Raw genomic sequence first — 20016 nt, 5'->3', positions numbered from 1 at the left:
TCGGCATCCGTTTCATGATCGTTCCTGCTCGGTGACGTCTCTCTCGGTATACACGTGGCGGGTGAGGTTTTCGACCGGTTCCGCGGTGCCTGCCTCGGCGAAGTCGACGGCGGCCTGCACCTCGGTGTCCACGGATGCCTGCAGGTCGGCCCACATGCGCTCGGGGAGCTCGCCGGCGGCCTCCAGCGCGGCGCGCAGCAGGTCGATCGGGTTGCGCTCCAGCCACTGGGCCACCTCGGCCTTCTCGCGGTAGCGCTCGGGGTCGTACATCGAGTGCGCCCGGAAGCGGTACGTGCGGAGCTCGAGGAAGTGCGGTCCGGCGCCGGCTCTCACGGCGGCGACGGCGCGCCGAGTGGCTTCCTCGACGGCGCCCTCGCCGAAGAAGCAGGCGGTGACGCGGGAACGGCCCGCCATCTTGTCGGCCAGAGCCAGACCGATGGCGAGAGGAAGACCGCCGGCGACGATGGCGTTGCCCCCGAAGAACCGGGTGGCCGCGTCGAAAAGGTGCATGGACCCGCCGCGGCCCCGGCAGCATCCCTGTTCGAATCCGTACATCTAGGCCAGGATTGCGCCGGCGGCGACCCCCGCAGCAGCGCGTGGCCGTGTTCGCGGTTGGTCGCCACGACGGCGTCCTCCGGTTCGAGCGTCACCAGAACGCCGGCTGCCACCGCCTCCTCGCCGATGCAGACGTGCATGAACCCGCGGATCTTCGCGGCGCTGTACAGCTCGAGGCACTTCTCCTCGAACCGCCGCACCCGCACCATCTGGTGCAGCAGGCCGCGGGCGTGCTCCGGGTTCGCCGTGATGCGGCCCGCACACCTCTCGGCACGCTCCGCCCGTTCCGCGCACATCGGGGCACCTCAACGGTGGACGTGTCGCCTTCGGGCAGACCCAGTTCGAGGGCCTTGAGTAGCCGGCGCAGAATCTTGCCGCTGCGGGTCTTGGGAAGTGAGGTGATGAAGTCCAGTTCCCGCGGCGCCACGGCCGGGCCGAGGCGCTTGCGGACGAAGCCGATGATGTCCAGGCGCAGCGCCTCGCTGGGCTCCCACCCTGTCTTTAGTTCCACGAAGGCCTTGACCACCTCGCCGGCAACCGGATCCGGATGCCGATCACGCCGGCCTCCGCCACCGCCTCGTGCTCCATCAGCGAGCTCTCCACCTCGAAGGGCCCGATCAGGTGCCCGGACGACTTGATGACGTCGTCTCCGCGGCCGACAAACCAGTAGTACCCGTCGGAATCCCGCCGGGCGAGGTCGCCGGTGAGGTACTAGCCGCCGACGAAAGTTCGTCGGTAACGTTCCTCCTCGCCCAGATACCCGCGGAACATCGACGCCCAGCCGGGCCGCAGTGCCAGCTCGCCCAGGGCATCCGGTTCGGTCACCAGCGCTGCCTCGACGCCGGGCAAAGGCCGCCCCAACGAGCCGGGGCGGATGGGCGTGGCCGCGTAGTTCGCGATCATGATCCCGCCGGTCTCGGTCTGCCACCAGTTGTCGTGCACGGGTTGCCCGAACGTCTCCTGGCCCCACACCACGACCTCCGGGTTGAGCGGCTCACCCACGCTGGCCACGAACCTCAGCGCGGACAGGTCGTGGCCGGCGGCCCGGTCTGAGCCGGCTTTCATAAGCATTCGCAGGGCGGTCGGCGCCGTGTACCAGACGGTCACGCGCTGCTCGGCGAGCACCCGGTACCACCGGTCCGCGTCCAGCTCCTCCTCGTCGACGATGGCGGCCACGCCGTGCACCAGCGGAGCGATGATGCCGTAGGAGGTGCCCGTGACCCAGCCGGGGTCGGCGGTGCACCAGTAGACATCACCGGGGTGCAGGTCGAGGGCGAACCGGCCGGTCGCGTAGTGCGCGGTCACGGCGTCGTGCACGTGGATGGCACCCTTCGGGCTGCCGGTGATGCCGCTCGTGAAGTGCAGCAGAGCCATGTCCTCGCCCTGGGTGGCGGCGATCTCGCCGTAGGGCGGGGCCTCCCGCAGCAGGGCCGCCAGATCGAGCGTGCCCGGGTCCGGATGGCCGTCGGCGTCGACCAGCAACACGTGCCGCAGGTCCGGCAGCTGGACCCGGATCGGCGCCACCTTCTTGCGGTACAGCGCCCGCGTTGTGACCAGGGCCCGGCCGCCGCCCAGCTGGAGCCGTTGGCGTACCGGCTCCGGCCCGAAGGCGGAGAACAGCGGGCAGAAGACGCTGGCATTCTTGAACGTGCCGAGCACCGCGACGTAGAGCGCGGGAACGCGGCCGAGGAGGGAGAAGACCCGGTCGCCCCGCCCGATGCCGAGGCCCGGCAGCACGCTGGCGAAGCGGCCGGTCTGCTCGGCGAGCTCTGCATAGCTCAGGGAGTGGGTCGTGCCGTCGCCGCGCACGAAGCGCAGGGCCTCGTGAGCGGCCCTGGCACCGGCGGCATGCCGGTCAACCGCCTCGTAGGCGATGTTGAGCCCCCGATTGCCGGGCAGCCCCGAAAGAGCGTGGCGGGCCTCGTCCCAGGTGAAGGTGGCGCAGGTCTCGTCATAGTCGACGAGGTTGGGCGGCACCGTGAGGGCGCGAACATTCTTGGGGATGGTGGGCCAGCGTGTCGAGGCTTCGGTTCCTGCCGTCATGCAGCCCATGAGACCCCCGCGGGCGCGTGGGGCATAGGGTATCGCCATGGCCTCCTTTGAGCGGATTGTCGACGAGGGCGTTCTCATCGGGCTCTCCGCGGTGCGCATGGCCGTGAAGAACCACATCATCGTGGGGGCGCTGCGCGAGCACCGCGACTTCGCCGATGCCGATTACACCGCGGCCGTCCGCTCCGAATTGGTCCGGCTGGCGACGCAGAACGAGGAAGATGCCGAGCGTGTCGGCCGGCAGCGGAAAGTCCTGGGCCGGCAGCGGAGCGCGTTCGAGATCACCGACGATGACAGGCTCCACGTGCGCCACCTGGCCTTGCGACGGCGTGTGCACCTGAAGCTCGCCGGTGCCCTACGGGCCGTGGCCGTCGACGACGAGCAGGTCGCCGACCTGCTTGAGCGGGCCCGCACGGACGCCAGCGAGGAAATCGGCGCCGCGCTCGCCGCCCGGCTGGTCGAACAGGTTGTCGACCGCCGGGAGCCCGACTACGCGCAGCGGCGGGCGGAACGGGTGCGGACTCTGGTGAACACCGATCTGGCGGCGCTGATGTCGAACCGTCGGGCAGCGCTGGATTCCGGACGCTGACGGTCCCCTTAGCGGGCGGTTCGTGGCTGGACCTTCTTCACCACGCTGGACTTCAGCCGCATTGAGCCGAATCCGTCCACCTTGCAGTCGATGTCGTGGTCGCCCACGCCATCCAGCAGACGGATACCCCGCACCTTCGTGCCCACCGTGATGGCGGTCGCGCTGCCCTCGTGCGTGGGTTAGGCCCGGCCGAGCCGACACATGTGGCCAACTCAGGACATCCGTCAGCCAAGTCCATCGGCCGCCACGGACCAGTGCGGAACCGGGGCGGATGTTCGGCCCGGCCGGACGGATCTCCTGAATTGGCCACAACGCGCGCCGGATGAGCGGCAGCGCGTGCGCGCTTCGCACCTCCATCAGCCGCTCCACCCCGTATCCCGGACGAATTCGACGGAGAGATTTTGCCCAAAAATGGCCGTAAATCCTGAGAAGAAGCCGACTTGCACCAGAATCTCCGTCGAATTGGCTGGACGCCGGGCAGGGAGTCCCTGTGATGAGCAGCATTCACTCGGTGCGCTGAGCTGTGATCTTTCGAGAGCGACACAACCAATCGATTCGGATCGCTCGGCTACTGGTGCATTTCGGTCTTCTGGATCTGCCACTCGAGGTCGTCGGGGGACAGGTTGGCGTTCTTGAAGGCATCCGTCAGCGGCAGCTGCAAACGCAGGTCGGTGCCGAGGCACAGGGCAGCGGTGCCGGAGCGCAGCTTGAAGTCGAGCACGTGGCCGCCGGCCGTGCGGTCGTCGGTCAGGAAATGCGTGTGGCAGCCGGGCACGCCGATCCCCTGCTCGTAGAGCGGGGTGCGGAAGCCAGCCACGACGCCCGAGACGTCGTGCAACTCAATGATCGCGTCCTCGTCGGTTGCCTCCACCATGGGGCGGTAGGGCTTCTCCTGCTTGACGACCGTGCGCATCCGGATCCACTCGAAGTCGCCGTCGATGCGCAGGGCGTACATGTAGTTCTGCGACGCCGTCAGCTTGTCGATGAACGTCGACGCCTCCGCGCGCACGATGTTCTGCGGCAATTGGCTCTCGATATGAGGCACGAAATTCGTGACGACGGCGTAGGGCGTGTGCGCGCCCAGGTCGGCCTTCGACACCCCGCCGTCGGCCCGCAGCTGGTAGCAGGTGCCGTCGATGATCAGCATTTCACCGTCCAGTCCGTTGAACGTGCCGAGTCCGAAACTGCCGCGGCCGAGCAGGTCGCGCACGGTCATCTCGTCTTCGTAGACGCCGTCGAGCAGCGCGCTCATCAGGCTCGTCTGGAAAATTTCGTGTCGGGTGACAGTGAATTTGCTCATTGCAGCACATCGCTTTCCAGATCGGCCATCAGGTCATCTCTATTGTTGCGGTAGTCGACGTGCACGTCGATGATGCTCGGGCCGGGTTCGGCCAGGGCCTGCGCCAGGATGCCGGCGAAGTCGTCGAGGTGCGTCACCCGGTGGCCGTGGGCGCCGAACGATTCGGCATAGGCGACGGCGTCGTAATCGCCCAGCTGCACGCCGGAGGTGCGCCCGTATTTGCCCATCTGCTGGAACGCCACCATGTCGTAGGTGCCGTCGTTGAAGATGATGTGGGTGAACGTCGAGCCGAGCCGCACGGCCGTCTCCAGCTCCATGGCGGAGTAGAGAAAACCGCCGTCGCCCGACACGGACACGACTGGTGTGCCCGGGCGCACCAGGGTCGCGGCGATCGCCCAGGGCAGGGCCACGCCCAGGGTCTGCTGGCCGTTCGAGAACAGCAGGGTGCGCGGGTGGTAGGTGCGGAAGTGCCGGGCCATGTAGATGTAGTGGGAGCCCACGTCGCAGAGCACCGTCGTGTCATCCGGGAGCAGTTCGCGCATCATCAGGGTGAGGTCGGCCGGGTGCACGCCCTCGGACTCGTCCCGGCGACCGGTGGGCTGGTCGGCGTGCGCGAGGCGGGCGCGCTGCTCGGCGACCTCGGCCGCGGCGGCGACCGGCATCGACAGCCCGTTGATCTGGCGGGCGAGGGCGTCGAGGGTCTCGGCGACGTCGCCGCGCAGTTCGAGCGTGGGGCGGTAGTAGTCGTCGAGGTCGGCGGAGAGTTCGTCGAGGTGGATGATCACGCGCAGGTGGTCTTTGTTCCACTTCGACGGTTCGTACTCGACGAAGTCGTAGCCGACGGTCAGGATCACGTCGGCCTTGTGCAGAAGGATGTCCCCGGGCTGGTTGCGGAACAGGCCCACGCGTCCGAGGTAGTGCTCTTCGAGCTCGTGCGAGATGACTCCCGCGGCCTGGAACGTCTCGACGACGGGCAGTCCGGCGACGCCCAGCAGGCGGTGCAGCGCCGCGACGGCCTGGTCCGAGCCGGACCGCGCGCCGGCGAGGATGACCGGGAACTGCGCATCCTTCAGCAGGGCGGCAGCGCGCTGCACGCTCTTGGAGGGTGCGGCGCCCAGCTGCGGCACCCAGTGCGGATGCGTCATCGACACGGTCGTCGAGTCCGTGAGCACGTCGTAGGGGAGAACAACCGCGGCGGCGCCCTTGGGCTCCTGGGTTGCCTCGCGGAACGCGTTCGCGATTGCTTCCGGCACGTTGTCGGCGACACTCACCTCGCCGGCGGACTTGGTCACGGCGGACAGCATGCCCACGGCATCCATTGTCTGGTGGGTACGCTTCAACCGGTCTGCGCGCGGAACCGCGCCGCAGAGGGCGACCACCGGGTCGCCTTCGGTCGTCGCCGTCAGCAGGCCCGTCGCGAGGTTGGAGGTGCCTGGGCCGCTCGTCACCAGGACGACGCCCGGCTGGCCGCTCAGACGCCCGACGGCCGCGGCCATGAAGGCCGCATTCTGCTCGTGACGCACCACGATCACCTCGGGTCCGTCGTCGATGAGAGCGTCATAGACCGGGTCGATCTTGGCGCCGGGAACGCCGAAGACCCACTGCACGCCGTAGGCCTTCAGGCATTCCACCACGCGTTCGGCGGAGCGGGTGGACGGAGCGGGGGTGTCGGCGTCAGAGCGCACGAGCGTGGTCTCGGTTGTGTCGTCGTCGCTCTGGAGCGATGAAGTAGTGGTCATTGTGATGCCTCCCGGATCGCCGTTCAGAATCGGTCTCCCCTCCATCGTCGCTGCTCATTCAATAAGAAGCAACGCCGAGTAGCGATGCAAACGATCTGAAAATGAGATGCTTAGGCCCATGGAATTGAGACAGCTCGAATTCTTCAGCGCCGTCGCCGGTGAGTTGAGCTTCACGCGCGCCGGGGACCGGCTCACCATCGCCCAGTCAGCCGTCTCGGCCGGCATTCGATCGCTCGAAAGCGAATTGGGCGTCGAACTGTTCGATCGCAGCCGCCGCCAGATCAGGCTCACTACGACTGGCGAACTGCTGCTTCCGAAGGTGCGCGACGCCCTCGACGCCGTGAACGAGGTGCGCGACGCCGCCCAGGACGCCACCCGCGCCGTCACCGGGTCCATCGTGATCGGGCTGATGACCTCGGTCACGCTCGTCAATGTGCCTCGGCTGCTCGGTCTCTTCCGCGCCGGCCATCCGGGCGTCGGCGTGCGGCTGCGCGCGGCCCGGCGGGGGTCGGCCGGGCTGGTCGACGAGCTCGTCTCGGGCGAACTGGACCTGGCCTTCCTCGCCCTCAGCGGCCCGGCGCCGACGGCGCTCTTGGCCGTGCCGATCGCTTCGTCGCCGATGGTGCTGGTGGTGCCGAAAGGCCACCGGCTCGCCTCCGCGTCGGCCGTGGGCCTGGGCGACCTCGTGCCGGAGGAGTTCATCGATCTGCCGCCCGGCTACGCCAGCCGTCAGATCGTGGACGATGCCTTCACCGCTGCCGGCCTCGAGCGGCGGGTGATGATCGAGGTCTCCGATATCGGAACGGCCGCCGAATACGTGACCAACGGCCTCGGAGTGGCCCTGTTGCCCGAATTCACCGCCCACGACGCGCTCGACGTGCACCGGCTTCCCGTGGCGAATCTGCCCGATTTCACGGTGTACCTGGCGGCCTCGCGCAAGCGGCGCGCGTCGGCTGCCGTGCGCGCGTTCGTGGAGCTCGCGCTCGCCGCCGACGAGGCGCGCGGCTGATGCGAGGCGGGGCCGACAGGGTGCGTCAGTTGCCCCCGCGCAGGGCGACGATCGGCTCGATATTCGACGCCTTCAGAGCGGGGTAGACCCCGGCGGCAAGGCCGACGACGGCCCCGAGCAGCGCCGACCCGGCTGCGAGCCAGGGGTCGACGACCGGCGCCCACTGCTGAATGGCCGACACGATCACCACCGCGAAGACCCCGAGTGCGGCTCCGATCAGGCCGCCGAGTAGGCCGATGACCACGGATTCGACCATGAACTGGCTCGAGATGTTGCGCTTGGTGGCGCCCAGGGCCCGGCGCAGCCCGATCTCGCCCACCCTTTCCATCACCGACAGCAGGGTGACGTTCGCGATCCCCAGTCCGCCCGCGACGAGGGCGAGCACGCCGAGAATCAGGAAGATGACGTTCACGTCGGCCTGCACGTTCTCGCGCAGGGCGGACCTAGCCGACGGGGCCTGTACCTCGAAGTTCTCCGCAGCGTTGGGGTCCAGGGCGATCGGAGCCTGTTCCGCGACCACTTTGCCGGCGCCGAGAGCGATCCGGATCTGCAGTTCATCCGGGCCGGTCAGGCCGAAGTCGGCGCGCGCGGTGCCCATCGGCACGACCACCGCGTCGAGCAGGTCGGAGCGTCGCTCCATCCCCTCGATGATGCCGATCACGGTATAGGAGGAGTCGCCGATGAAGATGGAGGGCTGGCTGTCGACGCGGTTGATGCCCAGGCGCTCAGCCGCGCGCGAACCGAGCACCGCCACCCGATCGGCCCTGGCATCGTGGCCGGTGTCGAAGTACCGGCCGGTCACGATGTTGCCGCGAACCGCGTCGAGCAGTCCGGGGGAGGTGGCCATCAGCGATGGGCCCAGGGTTGTCGGTTCCGACGGGTCGTTGACCGGCACCGCGGTGATGGTCACGGCATCGAGGGGCACCTCGCTGACGAGGCCGGCCAGCTCCACCCCGGCCAGGCGGCTGACCCGGTCCGGGGCATCCCAAGGCAATCGCCCGGTCGCGCGCTCCGAGCCGTTCATCCCGTCGGTGCTCCCCGGCTCGATCACGACCTGGGTAGCCGCGACCGCGTCGAATTGGCGGGCGATCTGGCTGGCCGCCGTCTGGGCGAATCCGATTGTCACCACCAGGGAGGCGATCCCGATCGTGGTCCCGAGCGTGGTCATGATCAGGCGGGTGGGGCGCGCCCCGATGCCATAGCCGGCCTCGACGATGAGGTCCTGCACCGAGAACCGGTCGGCGCGGGTGATGGCCGGCGCGTTCCCGCGGTCACCGTCGCTTACCGGGGCCGGAGCGCTGCTCGCTCGACGGCGGTTCGGCATCCGCAATTTCATGTCGTTTCGCTCACGCGGCCGTCGGTGATGCTGATGGTGCGCCCGGCGCGATCCGCCACGGCCCGGTCGTGGGTGATGACGATGAGCGTGAGGCCGTCGGCGTTCAGCTCCTCGAACAGGTCCATGACCTCCCCGGAGGTGGAGGCGTCGAGGTTGCCGGTCGGCTCGTCGGCCAACAGCAGCTGGGGCGAGGCCACCACGGCCCGCGCGACCGCGACCCGCTGGCGCTCGCCGCCGGAGAGAGTGCCGGGCAGGAAGTCGATCCGGTGGTCCAGGTGCACCCGGTGCAGGGCGGCGCGGGCCCGTCGTTCGCGGTCGGCGCGCGGAACTCCGCTGTAGATCGTGGCCAGCAGCACATTGTCGAGCACCGAGCGGTGCGGCATGAGGTGGAAGGCCTGGAACACGAAGCCGATCTTGCCGCCCCGCAGCGCCGCGCGTTCCGCCTCGCCGGCCAGACCCGTGAGCGCTCCGTCGAGGTAGTACTCGCCGACGCTCGGTCGGTCGAGCAGGCCGAGGATGTTGAGCATGGTCGACTTGCCCGACCCGCTCGGCCCGACGATCGAGAGGTAGTCCTGCTTCTCTACCCGCAGGTTGATTGATTTGAGCGCCTGGACCTCGGGCGGGCCGGGGAAGGAGCGGGTGACGTCGATGAGCTCCACGACGGCCGGTCGGCTCATCGCCCGACCACGACGAGGTCCCCTTCCTCGAGGGAACCGTCGGCCGCCTGCACCTCGACGAAACCGTCAGCCGCGAGCCCGGCGCTCACCTCGACCAGCACGGTCTTTTTTCCGGAGCCGGTCGACACCTCGACCCGGGATTCCCCGCCCGGGCCGGCGGTAAGCGCGGCCAACGGCACAGCGAGCACCTCCCCGTCGGTGGAGCTGACCGGGATGGTGACCCGCAGGTTGCTGCCCTGGATGCTCTGGAGCTGCCCGGGTGTGAGGTCGTCGGGCGTGAGCAGGATGGTGAAGCGTCCGCTCGCCGCATCCGTTCCCTCTTTAGCCTCGGCCACGGCGACGGATGTCACGGTGGCGCCGTGCTCGGAATCGTCCTGCATCGAGAGCACGGCGGCGTCGCCGACCTTCATGAGTTTGGCATCGCTCGCCGAGGCGGAGGCGCTGATCTGGATCGTGGCACCGGAGACCCGCATCACGGAGCCCGTGATCGAGGTGCCGCGGGATACGGTGACCTCGTCGACCCGGCGGGGGAGACCCGGCAGGTACAGGATTTCGCTGGCCGGCAGATAGGTCATGGTGGCCTCGTTCGCCGTGGCGAGCGCGTCACGCGCGCTCGTCGCCTGTTGTTCGGCGGACCGCAGGGCGGATGTCTCGGCCGTGGTGTCACGAGCCGCGAGCACCGAATCGCGCCGGGTTTTCGCGAGGGTGAGGGCGTCCGCGGCATCCGCGATCGCATCGGGTTCTCCGCCCGTCTTCGCCGCGGCGAGGGCGCGCTCGCTGCTGCGCACGAGGTTGTCCTGCTCAACCCGGTCCACGGCGGACGGGCCGGATCTCACCAGGGCGAGGGACTGCGCGGCCAGAGTCACGCCGTCCTCGGCCGAGCGTACCTGGTCCGTGGCGGACTGCACCGCCGCGGCGACGCCCTCCGGTGCCTCGGGGGACGGGTAGCCGATGCGTTCATACAGGGTCCGCACGCCGGTTGCCGTGTCGGCGTCGAACCGATTGGATGTCTCGTCCCCGGCTTCGATGCCCACCGCTTCAAGTCCCAGCTTCAGCTGGAGCACGTCCGGGCCCGCCACCCCAAGGCGCAGGGTGCGGTAGACCGGCAGATCGCCGGGAAGCACGATGACCGGCCGGCCGGCCACCTCGAGTGCGATCGCCGCTGCCTCGAGGGTCGCCCCGACATCCGGGACCTGGCCGGTGACGATCGCCGGACCGCCGAGGTCGCCGGTTTCGATGGTCACCTCTACCGAGTCCGCGTAGGTGGCGTCACCGCGGATCGTGATGTCGTTGCCGAGCACCTTCTTCTCCACCGGAACCGTGATCAGGCCGGGTTCGGGAGCCGTGGCGTTGTTCGCGGCATCCGCCGGCGACACGACGAACCGGCCGAGCACGAGCCCGGCCGCCAGAGCCACGACGGCGATGGCCGACACAACCCAGATTGTGCGATTCCCGTTCAGCAACCGTCCCCAGCCCTGGCTGCGCGTGGACACGCCCGCATCGGCAGCCTCGAGGTCACCGATCCCCGGCAGGTCACCGGCTCCCGGCACGTTCGGGCTGCCCTCTGCGAATCGTTCGGACACTACTCACCCTGCTTGTAGTCGGCGGAGAACGCCTCAAGCTCGGCCTTGTGGTCAGCCACGAACTGCTTTTCCAGCGCGAATTGCAGCTTGAGCATCGCGGCGGTGTAGTCGACCTTCTCGCTGCAGGTGAAGTCGGCGAGAGCGATCTCGATCTCGCCCTCGCGCACCTCGGCGAGGTCTTCGTCACTCGGGGCCTCGCCGGTCTCGTTGTTGTACAGGACGTTCGACAGTTCGCTCGCCGCGTTGATGGCGTCCTGCTTGGCGGAGAAGTCGGGGTTGCCCGAGTCCGCCATGCACGACGCCCATTCGGCGTCGAGCGCCTGAACGCCGGGATCCTTCGCCAGGTTCTCGTAGAGCTTGCTGATCGCGTCGAAGAGCGGCTTGTGGGCCTTATCCTCGTAGGGATTGTCGCCGTTGATTTCGTGCTGGGCTGCCCCCGAGCATCCGGCGTCTTCCCAGTTGTACTCCGACGAACCGTCTTCGTTCGTCATGTCTTCCGTCTGCGGCGGGCCGTAGAGCACTTCGTAGAACGCGCTCTGTTCGGTCTCCGAAAGCGAGGCGACGTAGTCCTGGTTGGGGTCGACGTAGGCTTCGGACTGCTCCTGCTGGGCCGCGATTTCCTCGGGGCTCTGGGTCATCCCATAGCCGTTGGCCGCGACCCACTCCTCGGTCTCACGTTCCTCCATGTCGGCGTCGTCGAACGACATGTTCTGCGACTGGTCGACGGGGATGTAGTCGAAGCCCTCCTCGGCCATGCAGGCCGCGGTTGCCTCTTCGGACTTCTTGGAGTCGGCGATCGCCTGCTCCTCGTCGTAGTCGCCATAGGCGGCGGACAGGTACTTATTGAGCGGGCTGTCCTCGTAGGTGAGCTCGCCGCCGGCCCCGGTTCCGCCGCCGGCATCCGACGCGCACCCGGTCAGGCCCAAGGCGGCGACGGCCATTGTCGCGATGAGTGCGGTCTGCAAACGACGATTCATTGTTCTCCCTTGACGCGGTGGTTGGGGAAAAAAATCGGCCCAAAAATCGCCCCGTCAAGCCCCCCGCGATAAACATACCGTTTCCGCGAAAAATAACTCATCATCGCGGCTTTTAAGTTATCGAGCGGTGAGGAGAGCCTCGACCGCCGGCGCCGTCTGATCGAGGTGACCCTGAACGTTACTGCGGACGTGAGACCGCCCGTTCGCTGCACGCAGCTGACCGAGCGAGTCCGAGATCGTCGGGCCTCAACGCCGGCACGAACGAATTCGACGGAGTTTTTGCCCGAAACGGCCCGGAAACCCGAAAAAATGGTCCCATATACGAGAATCTCCGTCGAATTGGTGCGACGACGGACCCGGCGCTCCGCCGCTGAGGAACAAAGACCACGCGGGCTGTCGGATCGGAGCTATCGGGAGCCATGCAACCCAACGGGTTGGGACTCACACAGTTAGCGGTCGAGCCCTGCCATGCGTTCCAGTGCGGCTCGCATGATCATCTGGGCCGGGTCACCGATCACGTGATTGTTCAGGTACAGGCTCTCCGCCCATGACAGAACTTCCGCTTTAGTGAGCCCCACGGCCGACCAGTCCACCCCTGCTTCCGCGCGCGCTGTCGGTTCCCCGGTTTTCGGGTTCAGCCACACCCGTGCGATCGGGATATCCGGATCTTCGTGCTCCGGATTCCAGAGGAGCGCGATCGGGTGGTCAGATCCGTCGAGGTGATCGTCGGCGATGTGGCCGGAGCCGAGCCAGGGGAGCATCAGCTGCTCGCCCTCCAACTCCACGTCGATGATTTCGAGCGGGACCGGCCCGTAATCGCGGGAGTACACCGGCAGCCCCACATGGTGCCATTCGGCGGCCTCATCCGCGTCTTCCAGCAGATCCGGGAGGCGCGGTGCGACGTGCAGCACGAAGCCGGTCGCCCAGTCGACGAGGGCCTGGGTGTCGGCGGCCGGCCACGGACTGTCATCGCTCGAAGACCCGTCCGCGTTGTGGAAGTGGTACTCGACTCCTTCTTCCAGGATGTCCAGGTGGAACTCTCCGTCGTCGAAGCCGAGGAAGATGCCGGCGACCTGCTCCTCGTCGTCCCAGTCCGCGTCGAATTCCGGGTGCCGGAAACGCGGGGGCAGCGGGGGGATGTCCAGGGGCAGCACGCCGAGGTCGAGCACCACCCGCAGCACGGTGTTCGGCATACGCAGTGTCGGGTCGGTCATGGTCTCGACGATACCGGAGGCCGCCGACGTGGGGCAGCACAGAGCCTCATCACAGAGCCGCATCACAGGACCGGGAAATATGGCAAGTGAGCGGATGACGGGAATCGAACCCGCGCTATCAGCTTGGGAATTAGATCCAAGCTCTGTCAGGATGCCCTAAGTTCCGCGTGTTTGCAACGAAGCTGAGGGTTTGTATTGAGCGCTGTTTAGCGCTGTGTGCCCCTATTTAGCACCCTTAGGGGCGCGCGAAGGGCACGGGATTTAACTGTGGTTAGCGAAGTACTTGTCCCGCGCTTGGTTCAGAGTGGACTGAAGATCTGTGTCGGAGTCAGCCGCGCCCCAGAACATCTGATGGTTCACCGCTCCCGACTTGTGGTCCACGAAGACGTCCCAGGGGACCTTGGTTCCCTTGGTGCCCGCGATGGCCCTGCCGAGCCCGGCCTGCTGGTCACGGCCCGGCCAGAAGTAGCTCTGGCCATCCTCGCTGTGGATGCCGACCGGCTCCCCAACCATTGTTTTCTGAATTAGGTACAGCATCAGAAGTCCTCCATTGCGATTTCTATGGCCGTCGCCTTGGCCTGTCCCATTGGCTTCAGGAGGTACCGGCCTTCAGCGGTCGTGAGGACCCACCCATCGTCCCGGATCTCGATGGCGGTGGGGATGAGAACGATGTCCTTGTTGGGAAGTGCCCAGCCGAGCAGGCCGATAACCGGCTCGTCCTTGACCTCGAAGTGCACGACCTCGAAGTGCTCTTTGCCCTCAGGGAGGACATACGCGGCACGGGCGGGGAATGCTTCGTCGAATCCATCCAGACTTACCTGCTTGGCCATAGTGTCGTCACCTCCGTGGTCTTCGTCTTCAAGTCAGCGCGGAAGATCATCCGCTCCTCACCGGGCGCGGTCCTAGCCCAGTGGCGAGACCGCGCGCTTCATCTCCTAGATCAACTCCACTCGGAGGAGACGTCCCAGAACTGACCGGGGGCCAGCTTGCGCTCCGACATTTCCTTGTGGAGGTCAGCGTAGAACTTCTCTACTGCGGCCTGTTCGGGCCCGGGGACCGGGTAGTCGGCGATGAACTCCTCGACAGTGGTCTTCTGTGCGATGGCGACCTGGATCCTATTCATCATGTCCACGGTGAGGAATCGACGTTCGCCGAATGCTTTCGGGTAGTCCTTTTTTGCCTTGTCGGCAGTGATCTCGTCTAGATCTACCCGACCCGAAAAGATATCGTCAGCGAGGTTGGGAGCCACATTGATCCAAGTGCTGGTGGTGTCATCCCACCGCTCCTGCCGATTGGTGGCCGGGACCCACCGAAACAGCCTGCCGATGTCCTCTTTGACGTAATAGTCGAAATTCATGAGCGCCCCCTGCTCTCATTTCCATTCTGGCGGGTTGGACGGCAATTGTCCTAGCAGGTAGTGCTTTGGAGGAGCTTGCGGGCGACTCGGGATCGTGTTGTGGAGTCTTCGTTGTGGGCATTTTGAATGCTGAGCACATCCGCTCGTAGGCACGGTGGTCGATCAAGCTTCAGCGGCGTAGCACTTGATATGAAACCAACTTCTTCTCCGCAGAATCCGCTGCTCCGCGACGTCCCTGAGGCGGCTGAATACCTGCACGTCAACATCCACTTTGTTCGACGCCTGGTGCGAGACCGTAAGATCCCGTTCGTCAAGCTCGGCCACCTCGTACGGTTCGACACCAGGGACCTCGATGCCTTCGTTGACGCGGGTCGACAGCCGGCAATCTCGGTCTAGGCCTGTCGATGGTCATCGCACCGCCAGAGGGCGGCACGCATCGGGTCCAGTTCGATCGATCCTCACTCTCTGTCCATCTCAATGACAGACCTAAAAGTGTTCTCCCTCTCACTGCAGAGCTTCAACAGTTCATCTTCGAGCACAGCGACATGAAAGCAATGAAGCACTGCAGCAAACGCAACCCTTGCAAGCGGAGGTTCTGTCCATGGTGCGCTCGCCGCGTCACGGCAAGCACCCGCCGCAGTGTCCAGCCGCTGGCGCTTACCTACAACCAGGCCATCGCCTGGACCAGTACAACCGAGAGCTTTGAAACCTTCGACGACGGCTGGGAAGCGCAGAGGACGGTCGCGACACAGTTTCTCTCCAACCGCTGGCTCACCAAGCGCACGAGCGCCTGGATGCGCGAAACGGAAATCACGCACTCTGCTGCCGGCTGGCACGTCCACACGCACTGGTTACTATTTCTGGAAACGAGCCGCCACGCGGAGGTTGCACTCCTCCTCAACGACGTGCCAAACCGCTGGTGCGATGCAGCCCGGCAGAAGGGCGTAGGAGCGTCCCTGCGGGGTCAGGACATCAAGGTGCACTCCGACGTACACGGCAGCGTCAAATACGCCACGAAGGGCATCATGACCGCCTCCAAGCGCGAAGGGCAGCAGACCCTCGCCGAGATCCTGGCTGAGTACCAGAAGGGCGACGCGGATGCAGCCGGCCTCTGGCTGGAGTTCGCGAAGTTCTTCGCACAGAAGAAGCGCCGAAACTGGCGCGCCACCGGTGGTGCCTTCCGTGGCCACGGTGGGAAGAGTTAGCTGAAGCTTCCGTCCCGCAGAGTTGGTGTGATCGAATTCTGAAGGATGCAGTCGGAGTGCTGGCTGCGGATTTAAACGGGGCTGTTGCTCGTTTTCAAAAAGGAATGTAATCCGAAGGCCAACGATTTGTGTAATCCGCTGATTACATTTGGCAATCCGGGGTTCAGAGTCGCTGGTTGCACGAACGAATCCTTGATGAGTACTGGCTAGGGCTCTGACCTCGCATGTAGAGGCACACCACGCGGGTGCGACCGTCCAACTGCTGGGGACGGCCCGTGGGCACCACTGTCCAAGCGCTGGACATGATTGGTTCAACCTCCTTGTCTACCACCTGGACAAACTTGACTCGATGGCGAGCGCCGAACATGCTCGGGTGCTGGGACCCAGCGATGTGTAGAGCAGCCCCAGGCCGGAGCTTCGCCTGTCGGCGGATTCGTGACGAGATCTTAGAGATTCTCAACGTGCCAGTTGCGCTGGGATCGCATCGCCCCTTTCGGGGACGATGCGGACTCGGAGCGCTACCACTACCGTCGCTGGAGTAGGCATTCGACAGACTCGAGGTTCAAGTGACGGATCAAGCACCAACCTTTCCCCCGGCCGGGTGGTATCCCGATTCGAATGTGGCGGGCCAGTCGAGATGGTGGAATGGACAGGTTTGGACGGAACACCTAGCGCCACTGGTCTCCGCCGATCCGGTCGTCCCAACGCCCCAGCATTATGTGACGGCCCCGATGGCCCCTGCCGTGCCGGCACCCACAGCTCTGGCGGTGCCGTCCAAGGCCGCACCTGCGTCGATCCTGGTAGGCGAAAAAGTGACACTGAACGGGCGCGGGTATAGCCCTTACAAGCCGGGGCGTGACCTCGCTGCGGGCAAGAACACGCTTGCCACCAACGGCCTTGTCTTTGGAATCATCTCGCTCTTGATCAATCCGTTTCTGCTCTTTGGGATTGGTGCCATTTTGTGGGGCAGCTTCGGGGTGGCACGTGCCAACAAGTGGGAGCGCGAAGGAAATGATCCCATCGGCCGTAGGCGTGCCATTTGGGGGATAGTGCTCGGGGGAGTGGGCACCATTTTCTCGATGGCTCTCAAAGGCTTCATGCTCTAGATTGCGGCTGCGCACCGGATCGTTTCTATTGGCGATTGGCTGGCGGTGGCCTACAGCGGAGCGACACAATATTCAACAGGACAGGGTGACAACCTCGTGAGCAACCTGCGCCTTCGATTTGTCCATCGTTCTTTCTAGCCGCCAGACATGCGGTCAGCGTCCAGCCACTAGACGCCCAAAAAGAGCGTTTTGCACGGTCTTCGACGTGGATGGTCTCCTGGAGGCAGAGAGTCGCACCGTCCGGTGTCTGGCTCCGACACCAGACCATAGAGCACGTCTTCTCAGTTCTCCTTCATGCAACGCCGACCGACTGGCGGGGCTAGCAATCCCCGACTCCCCTTGACTTGTTGCCTCTCACTAACGGTCGTTTATCTGCGACACAGTCCGAGACCTTCGTATGGGCAATAAGCGCGCGGATTGGTCTCTCAAAACTCGTCTCCATATTTAAGGGCGCTCGGGTGTTATGATAGACGAGTATTGATAATGAAGAGGAGCCACATGGTTGATGTTGGTTATGCACGGGTAAGCACTGCGGACCAGAGCCTCGCTCTTCAGGACAAGGCGTTCGCTGATGCGGGGATAGCGAAAGTGTTCAGAGACCACGGCGTCAGCGGAACACTCGCCTCGCGTCCAGAGCTGGACAAGGCGCTCGAATACGTGCGGGAGGGCGACGTGCTCGTCGTGTGGAAGCTAGATCGCCTGGGACGAAGTACCAAGAACGTCCTGGAGACAATCGACCAGCTCAAGGCGAACGGGGTAGGTTTTCGCAGCATCACCGAGGGTCTGGACACGACAGGTCCGATGGGGCAGGCCATGCTCACCGTTCTGGCTGCCTTCAATCAGTTGGAGCGCGATGTCATCATCGAGCGCACGCGCGCTGGTCTCGCAGCGGCCAAGGCGCAGGGGCGCGTTGGTGGACGACCAAAGGTAATGGACCTGAAGAAGACGAAGACCGCCAGGACGTTGTATGAGTCCGGCAATCACGCCGTAGCCGAGATAGCAACGATGCTCGGTGTCGGGACGGCGACGATTTACCGGTACCTCGCCACCCCCGCAATCGATTCGCCTACGGAGCCGAGCGCATAGGGCGGGCTGTTCCAGTGCTTTCTTCGTGAAAGAAGAATTTGTGATGCAGCAGGAGTATTTCAGCGACGACGTTGGCGAGTAGGGCACATATGGTGCGGACAGGAGTCCACCGATTTCTATGCCGAATGCTTCGGCGAGTTTGAACCAAGTTTCAACCGAGCCACGCGATTCGCCGGCCTCCCGTTGAACCAAACTTCTGCGCCAGCCCCCCCGACCGCTTGGCCAAACACATCTAGTGTCCACTTCCTCGTACGATGCAGACGAGCTAAGGCGAACCGCAACTCTTCGACTAGGCGGCCGCCGGGCGCGTCACCGTGTTAGTCCCTAACGCCGCGATGATGGTCGTGTGATCAACGTCGACGGCCTTACACATCTCCTCGAAGTGGGGGCCATCGGCGCGGCGCATGAAATCGAGCGCCGCCCTCAGCTCTGCCTCTACTGAAGGAAAGTCCAGGGCAGAGGTCGGGCGTGGTTCCTCCCGGTGAGACTGACCATGCATGAACTTGACTACTCGACGCGCAAGAACGCCGTCGATGGACGCCGCCTTCGTGATCAAATCGACTTTCTGTTGAAAGTTGCCGCCGCTCGGTGCCCGGAACGAGATGAAGCCTTCGAGAAGCCTTCGGGCCGCGTTGCCCAGGAGCGGAAGCGTTTCGTGATCGCCGTCTCGGACTGCCTCAGCCACTTTGAGAAACAAGTAGTGGTACTCGCTGGGATGCTGCAAAAGACTCGGAGGCAGCTTTCGCATTGAGCTGACGCGACTGTCACTGGTGGGGTTCACCGATGCGCGGATCTCCAGGATGGAAACTGCTGGGAACGCTCGTTCGTTCGAGTCGTTCTCCCGGATCTTCTTCTCTGAGCTTTTTCGAGCGTTCGCGCGCTGTCCGAGCTGAAGACGGAAGTACTCGTAATCGTGTGTGAGGACGATCACCTGGGCAAACAACTTGGTGCGTTCCTCGGCGAGAGCAAAGCCAGCGAAGAGTGACTCTTTGTCCATGCTTGACACGGGATCATCGATTACGACGATCGTCTGTGCGGGATCGACGCCTTCGCTCTCAAGCGAACGGAGGAAGTATGCGAATGCGATCGCGTTTCGCTCGCCCTCGCTCAGTCGCTTTGCGCCTTTTGATCCTCTCTCAACCAGATAGCCCTTTCCGTCCTCGGACACTGAGATTTTGAGGTGTCCGTGTCCGAAATGTTCGCGAAGATCTGCATCGATCGCGATCGCCATGCGGCCCGTGTCCTCCTGAGCTTGCTCAAGCTCGCCAGCGCGCGTCTGGAGAGATCTCTCGCGTCTGTCGAGAGTTAAAGCTGCTCGCTCGGAAAGCCTTATTCGACCCTCGCAGCGCCTGTAGGCAACCCCGTAGGCTGCACCGAAGTGCCCTTCTACAGCGGTCTGAGCTTCTTTCTTTCTCTCTGCTTGCTGGCTACATGCCGCATTGTTCCCATTGACCAATTGCAGGAGTTCGGAGGCATCGGGGTCGTGGAAGTCATCAGTGAGACGTTGTTCAGCACCAAGGGGTTTGAGTGGGTCGGCCAGTCTCGCTTCGATAAGGGTGATGGCAGTGTCAATCTGCGTTTGGAGTGCACTGCCCAGTTTTGCTAGCCGTTCCACTTCGATCTGGATTGCGTCCCGGTGGTTTACGAGAAGCGAGTGTGGCGACGGAAGCGTGTCGAGCCAAGCCCTGACGTCAGCGCGATTGTCCGTGAGGTACACGACTGCCTTCCGCAGTCGCTCCCTGAGCGCGTCTAGAGCTTCGCTGAAGTGTTGTGCATAAGCGCCCAGTGATTCAGCTGTAACAGTCCCTTGCTGACAGAATTTACAGACGTCGTCAGGCGCGTGAAACTGCATGCCAGTCTCAATCCAGTCTGCCAGGCTGCTATTTTCTGCGAGGCGAGGAATCGGCTGTGACTCCACAGTGATGCCCAACAGCTCATCGTTGATTGTCTCTTTGAGTCCCCTTGGCAGCTTCGGCCAGGTCTGAGGTACAGGTGTGGGATTCGCGAGCGGAGACTTGGCAATCGCAATTTCCTGAGTCAGCCTGGCTGGAGTCAAAACAACCGCGGACGAATCGTGAAGCAGAGCCTTGGCTAGGGTGACTTGGAACCTAGTCGGGTTGTAGCGCGCGGGATCGCTTTCGCTGAGTGCCGCGGGTCACGTCCCGCTGAGTGGTGGAATTTCTCAACACCATGCGGGTCAGTGATCCTAGTTTAGGCGGCGGCGAGTTCGGGGA

18 protein-coding genes and 4 pseudogenes are annotated in these 20016 nt (G+C 64.8%); 7 read left to right on the top strand and 15 right to left on the bottom strand.

Annotated features, from left to right (window positions below; translation table 11 throughout):
- Positions 1–12: 12 nt before the first annotated feature.
- The 3 genes and pseudogenes from CXY82_RS18510 to acsA all read right to left on the bottom strand — a co-directional run.
- Positions 13–510 carry a thiamine pyrophosphate-dependent enzyme gene (locus CXY82_RS18510; RefSeq protein WP_370443679.1) on the bottom strand — a complete coding sequence of 166 codons (498 nt, stop codon included), beginning with the start codon at positions 508–510 and terminating at the stop codon, positions 13–15.
- 89 nt (positions 511–599) lie between these two features.
- A pseudogene (locus CXY82_RS18505) lies at positions 600–764 on the bottom strand (thiamine pyrophosphate-dependent enzyme); the annotation flags it as partial.
- A gap of 89 nt (positions 765–853) precedes the next feature.
- Positions 854–2598 (bottom strand): annotated as a pseudogene (acsA, locus tag CXY82_RS04180) (acetate--CoA ligase); the annotation flags it as partial.
- A gap of 46 nt (positions 2599–2644) precedes the next feature.
- Here acsA and CXY82_RS04175 point away from each other — a divergent pair.
- A complete protein-coding gene (locus CXY82_RS04175; RefSeq protein WP_104169817.1) occupies positions 2645–3193 on the top strand; it encodes a hypothetical protein in 549 nt (182 codons plus the stop codon).
- Positions 3194–3201: 8 nt separating this feature from the next.
- On the opposite strand, the pseudogene CXY82_RS04170 reads toward CXY82_RS04175, so the two are convergent.
- The 3 genes and pseudogenes from CXY82_RS04170 to alsS all read right to left on the bottom strand — a co-directional run.
- Positions 3202–3363 (bottom strand): annotated as a pseudogene (locus CXY82_RS04170) (PhnA domain-containing protein); the annotation flags it as partial.
- A gap of 398 nt (positions 3364–3761) precedes the next feature.
- The gene (gene budA / locus CXY82_RS04165; RefSeq protein WP_104169816.1) at positions 3762–4493 is read right to left on the bottom strand and encodes an acetolactate decarboxylase; all 732 of its coding nucleotides are present in this window, start codon (positions 4491–4493) and stop codon (positions 3762–3764) included.
- Positions 4490–6232: an acetolactate synthase AlsS gene (gene alsS / locus CXY82_RS04160; protein WP_104169846.1), complete on the bottom strand. Its 1743-nt coding sequence runs from the start codon at positions 6230–6232 to the stop codon at positions 4490–4492. The genes budA and alsS overlap by 4 nt, the downstream gene beginning before the upstream one ends.
- A 118-nt stretch (positions 6233–6350) precedes the next feature.
- Between alsS and CXY82_RS04155 the strand changes: the two genes are divergently transcribed.
- Positions 6351–7241 (top strand): LysR family transcriptional regulator, encoded by an 891-nt coding sequence (locus CXY82_RS04155; RefSeq protein ID WP_233194115.1) that lies wholly within the window; start codon positions 6351–6353, stop codon positions 7239–7241.
- A gap of 25 nt (positions 7242–7266) precedes the next feature.
- On the opposite strand, the gene CXY82_RS04150 is transcribed toward CXY82_RS04155, so the two are convergent.
- From CXY82_RS04150 to CXY82_RS04115, 8 genes are all read right to left on the bottom strand, one after another.
- Positions 7267–8565, bottom strand: a complete 1299-nt coding sequence (locus tag CXY82_RS04150) for an ABC transporter permease (protein ID WP_199180879.1) — start codon at positions 8563–8565, stop codon at positions 7267–7269.
- Between the two features lie 8 nt (positions 8566–8573).
- Positions 8574–9254, bottom strand: a complete 681-nt coding sequence (locus tag CXY82_RS04145) for an ABC transporter ATP-binding protein (RefSeq protein ID WP_104169813.1) — start codon at positions 9252–9254, stop codon at positions 8574–8576.
- On the bottom strand, positions 9251–10837 hold the full coding sequence (locus tag CXY82_RS04140; RefSeq protein ID WP_233199195.1) for a hypothetical protein: 1587 nt from the start codon (positions 10835–10837) through the stop codon (positions 9251–9253). Before CXY82_RS04140 ends, CXY82_RS04145 begins: the two co-directional genes overlap by 4 nt.
- Positions 10837–11814 (bottom strand): hypothetical protein, encoded by a 978-nt coding sequence (locus CXY82_RS04135; protein ID WP_146069049.1) that lies wholly within the window; start codon positions 11812–11814, stop codon positions 10837–10839. Before CXY82_RS04135 ends, CXY82_RS04140 begins: the two co-directional genes overlap by 1 nt.
- Before the next feature lie 449 nt (positions 11815–12263).
- A complete protein-coding gene (locus tag CXY82_RS04130; protein ID WP_104169811.1) occupies positions 12264–13028 on the bottom strand; it encodes a hypothetical protein in 765 nt (254 codons plus the stop codon).
- Between the two features lie 261 nt (positions 13029–13289).
- The gene (locus CXY82_RS04125; protein WP_104169810.1) at positions 13290–13565 is read right to left on the bottom strand and encodes a hypothetical protein; all 276 of its coding nucleotides are present in this window, start codon (positions 13563–13565) and stop codon (positions 13290–13292) included.
- Entirely contained in the window at positions 13565–13858 is a 294-nt protein-coding gene (locus tag CXY82_RS04120) for a hypothetical protein (RefSeq protein WP_104169809.1), read from the bottom strand. Before CXY82_RS04120 ends, CXY82_RS04125 begins: the two co-directional genes overlap by 1 nt.
- A 110-nt stretch (positions 13859–13968) precedes the next feature.
- Complete coding sequence (locus CXY82_RS04115) at positions 13969–14385, bottom strand: hypothetical protein (protein ID WP_104169808.1); 417 nt, start codon at positions 14383–14385, stop codon at positions 13969–13971.
- A gap of 189 nt (positions 14386–14574) precedes the next feature.
- On the opposite strand from CXY82_RS04115, the gene CXY82_RS04110 reads away from it, so the two are divergent.
- The 5 genes and pseudogenes from CXY82_RS04110 to CXY82_RS04095 all read left to right on the top strand — a co-directional run bounded on the left by CXY82_RS04110 (position 14575) and on the right by CXY82_RS04095 (position 17782).
- Positions 14575–14781 carry a helix-turn-helix domain-containing protein gene (locus CXY82_RS04110; RefSeq protein ID WP_104169807.1) on the top strand — a complete coding sequence of 69 codons (207 nt, stop codon included), beginning with the start codon at positions 14575–14577 and terminating at the stop codon, positions 14779–14781.
- An 8-nt stretch (positions 14782–14789) separates the two neighbouring features.
- Positions 14790–15590 carry a protein rep gene (locus CXY82_RS04105; protein WP_146069048.1) on the top strand — a complete coding sequence of 267 codons (801 nt, stop codon included), beginning with the start codon at positions 14790–14792 and terminating at the stop codon, positions 15588–15590.
- 566 nt (positions 15591–16156) lie between these two features.
- Positions 16157–16273, top strand: a pseudogene (locus CXY82_RS18500) (DUF2510 domain-containing protein); the annotation flags it as partial.
- An 84-nt stretch (positions 16274–16357) separates the two neighbouring features.
- The gene (locus tag CXY82_RS17850; protein ID WP_233199194.1) at positions 16358–16696 is read left to right on the top strand and encodes a hypothetical protein; all 339 of its coding nucleotides are present in this window, start codon (positions 16358–16360) and stop codon (positions 16694–16696) included.
- A gap of 498 nt (positions 16697–17194) precedes the next feature.
- The gene (locus tag CXY82_RS04095) at positions 17195–17782 is read left to right on the top strand and encodes a recombinase family protein (RefSeq protein ID WP_104169844.1); all 588 of its coding nucleotides are present in this window, start codon (positions 17195–17197) and stop codon (positions 17780–17782) included.
- A gap of 289 nt (positions 17783–18071) precedes the next feature.
- Here the strand turns inward: CXY82_RS04095 and CXY82_RS04090 are convergent, their stop codons facing one another.
- Positions 18072–19712: an AAA family ATPase gene (locus CXY82_RS04090; RefSeq protein ID WP_370443678.1), complete on the bottom strand. Its 1641-nt coding sequence runs from the start codon at positions 19710–19712 to the stop codon at positions 18072–18074.
- Positions 19713–20016: the final 304 nt, after the last annotated feature.

The sequence above is a fragment of the Cryobacterium sp. M23 genome (assembly GCF_002929655.1).
In the GTDB taxonomy this organism is placed as follows: domain Bacteria; phylum Actinomycetota; class Actinomycetes; order Actinomycetales; family Microbacteriaceae; genus Cryobacterium; species Cryobacterium sandaracinum.
This window is presented reverse-complemented; position numbering and strand designations above follow the sequence as displayed.

Coding starts and splice junctions, on each gene's coding strand:
- CXY82_RS04130 (WP_104169811.1), bottom strand. CDS start 13,028: ATGACCGACCCGACACTGCGTATGCCGAACACCGTGCTGCGGGTGGTG.
- CXY82_RS04115 (WP_104169808.1), bottom strand. CDS start 14,385: ATGAATTTCGACTATTACGTCAAAGAGGACATCGGCAGGCTGTTTCGG.
- CXY82_RS18510 (WP_370443679.1), bottom strand. CDS start 510: ATGCACCTTTTCGACGCGGCCACCCGGTTCTTCGGGGGCAACGCCATC.
- CXY82_RS04150 (WP_199180879.1), bottom strand. CDS start 8,565: ATGCCGAACCGCCGTCGAGCGAGCAGCGCTCCGGCCCCGGTAAGCGAC.
- CXY82_RS04095 (WP_104169844.1), top strand. CDS start 17,195: ATGGTTGATGTTGGTTATGCACGGGTAAGCACTGCGGACCAGAGCCTC.
- budA (WP_104169816.1), bottom strand. CDS start 4,493: ATGAGCAAATTCACTGTCACCCGACACGAAATTTTCCAGACGAGCCTG.
- CXY82_RS04110 (WP_104169807.1), top strand. CDS start 14,575: ATGAAACCAACTTCTTCTCCGCAGAATCCGCTGCTCCGCGACGTCCCT.
- CXY82_RS04135 (WP_146069049.1), bottom strand. CDS start 11,814: ATGAATCGTCGTTTGCAGACCGCACTCATCGCGACAATGGCCGTCGCC.
- CXY82_RS04175 (WP_104169817.1), top strand. CDS start 2,645: ATGGCCTCCTTTGAGCGGATTGTCGACGAGGGCGTTCTCATCGGGCTC.
- CXY82_RS04155 (WP_233194115.1), top strand. CDS start 6,351: ATGGAATTGAGACAGCTCGAATTCTTCAGCGCCGTCGCCGGTGAGTTG.
- CXY82_RS04145 (WP_104169813.1), bottom strand. CDS start 9,254: ATGAGCCGACCGGCCGTCGTGGAGCTCATCGACGTCACCCGCTCCTTC.
- alsS (WP_104169846.1), bottom strand. CDS start 6,232: ATGACCACTACTTCATCGCTCCAGAGCGACGACGACACAACCGAGACC.
- CXY82_RS04120 (WP_104169809.1), bottom strand. CDS start 13,858: ATGGCCAAGCAGGTAAGTCTGGATGGATTCGACGAAGCATTCCCCGCC.
- CXY82_RS04105 (WP_146069048.1), top strand. CDS start 14,790: ATGGTCATCGCACCGCCAGAGGGCGGCACGCATCGGGTCCAGTTCGAT.
- CXY82_RS04125 (WP_104169810.1), bottom strand. CDS start 13,565: ATGCTGTACCTAATTCAGAAAACAATGGTTGGGGAGCCGGTCGGCATC.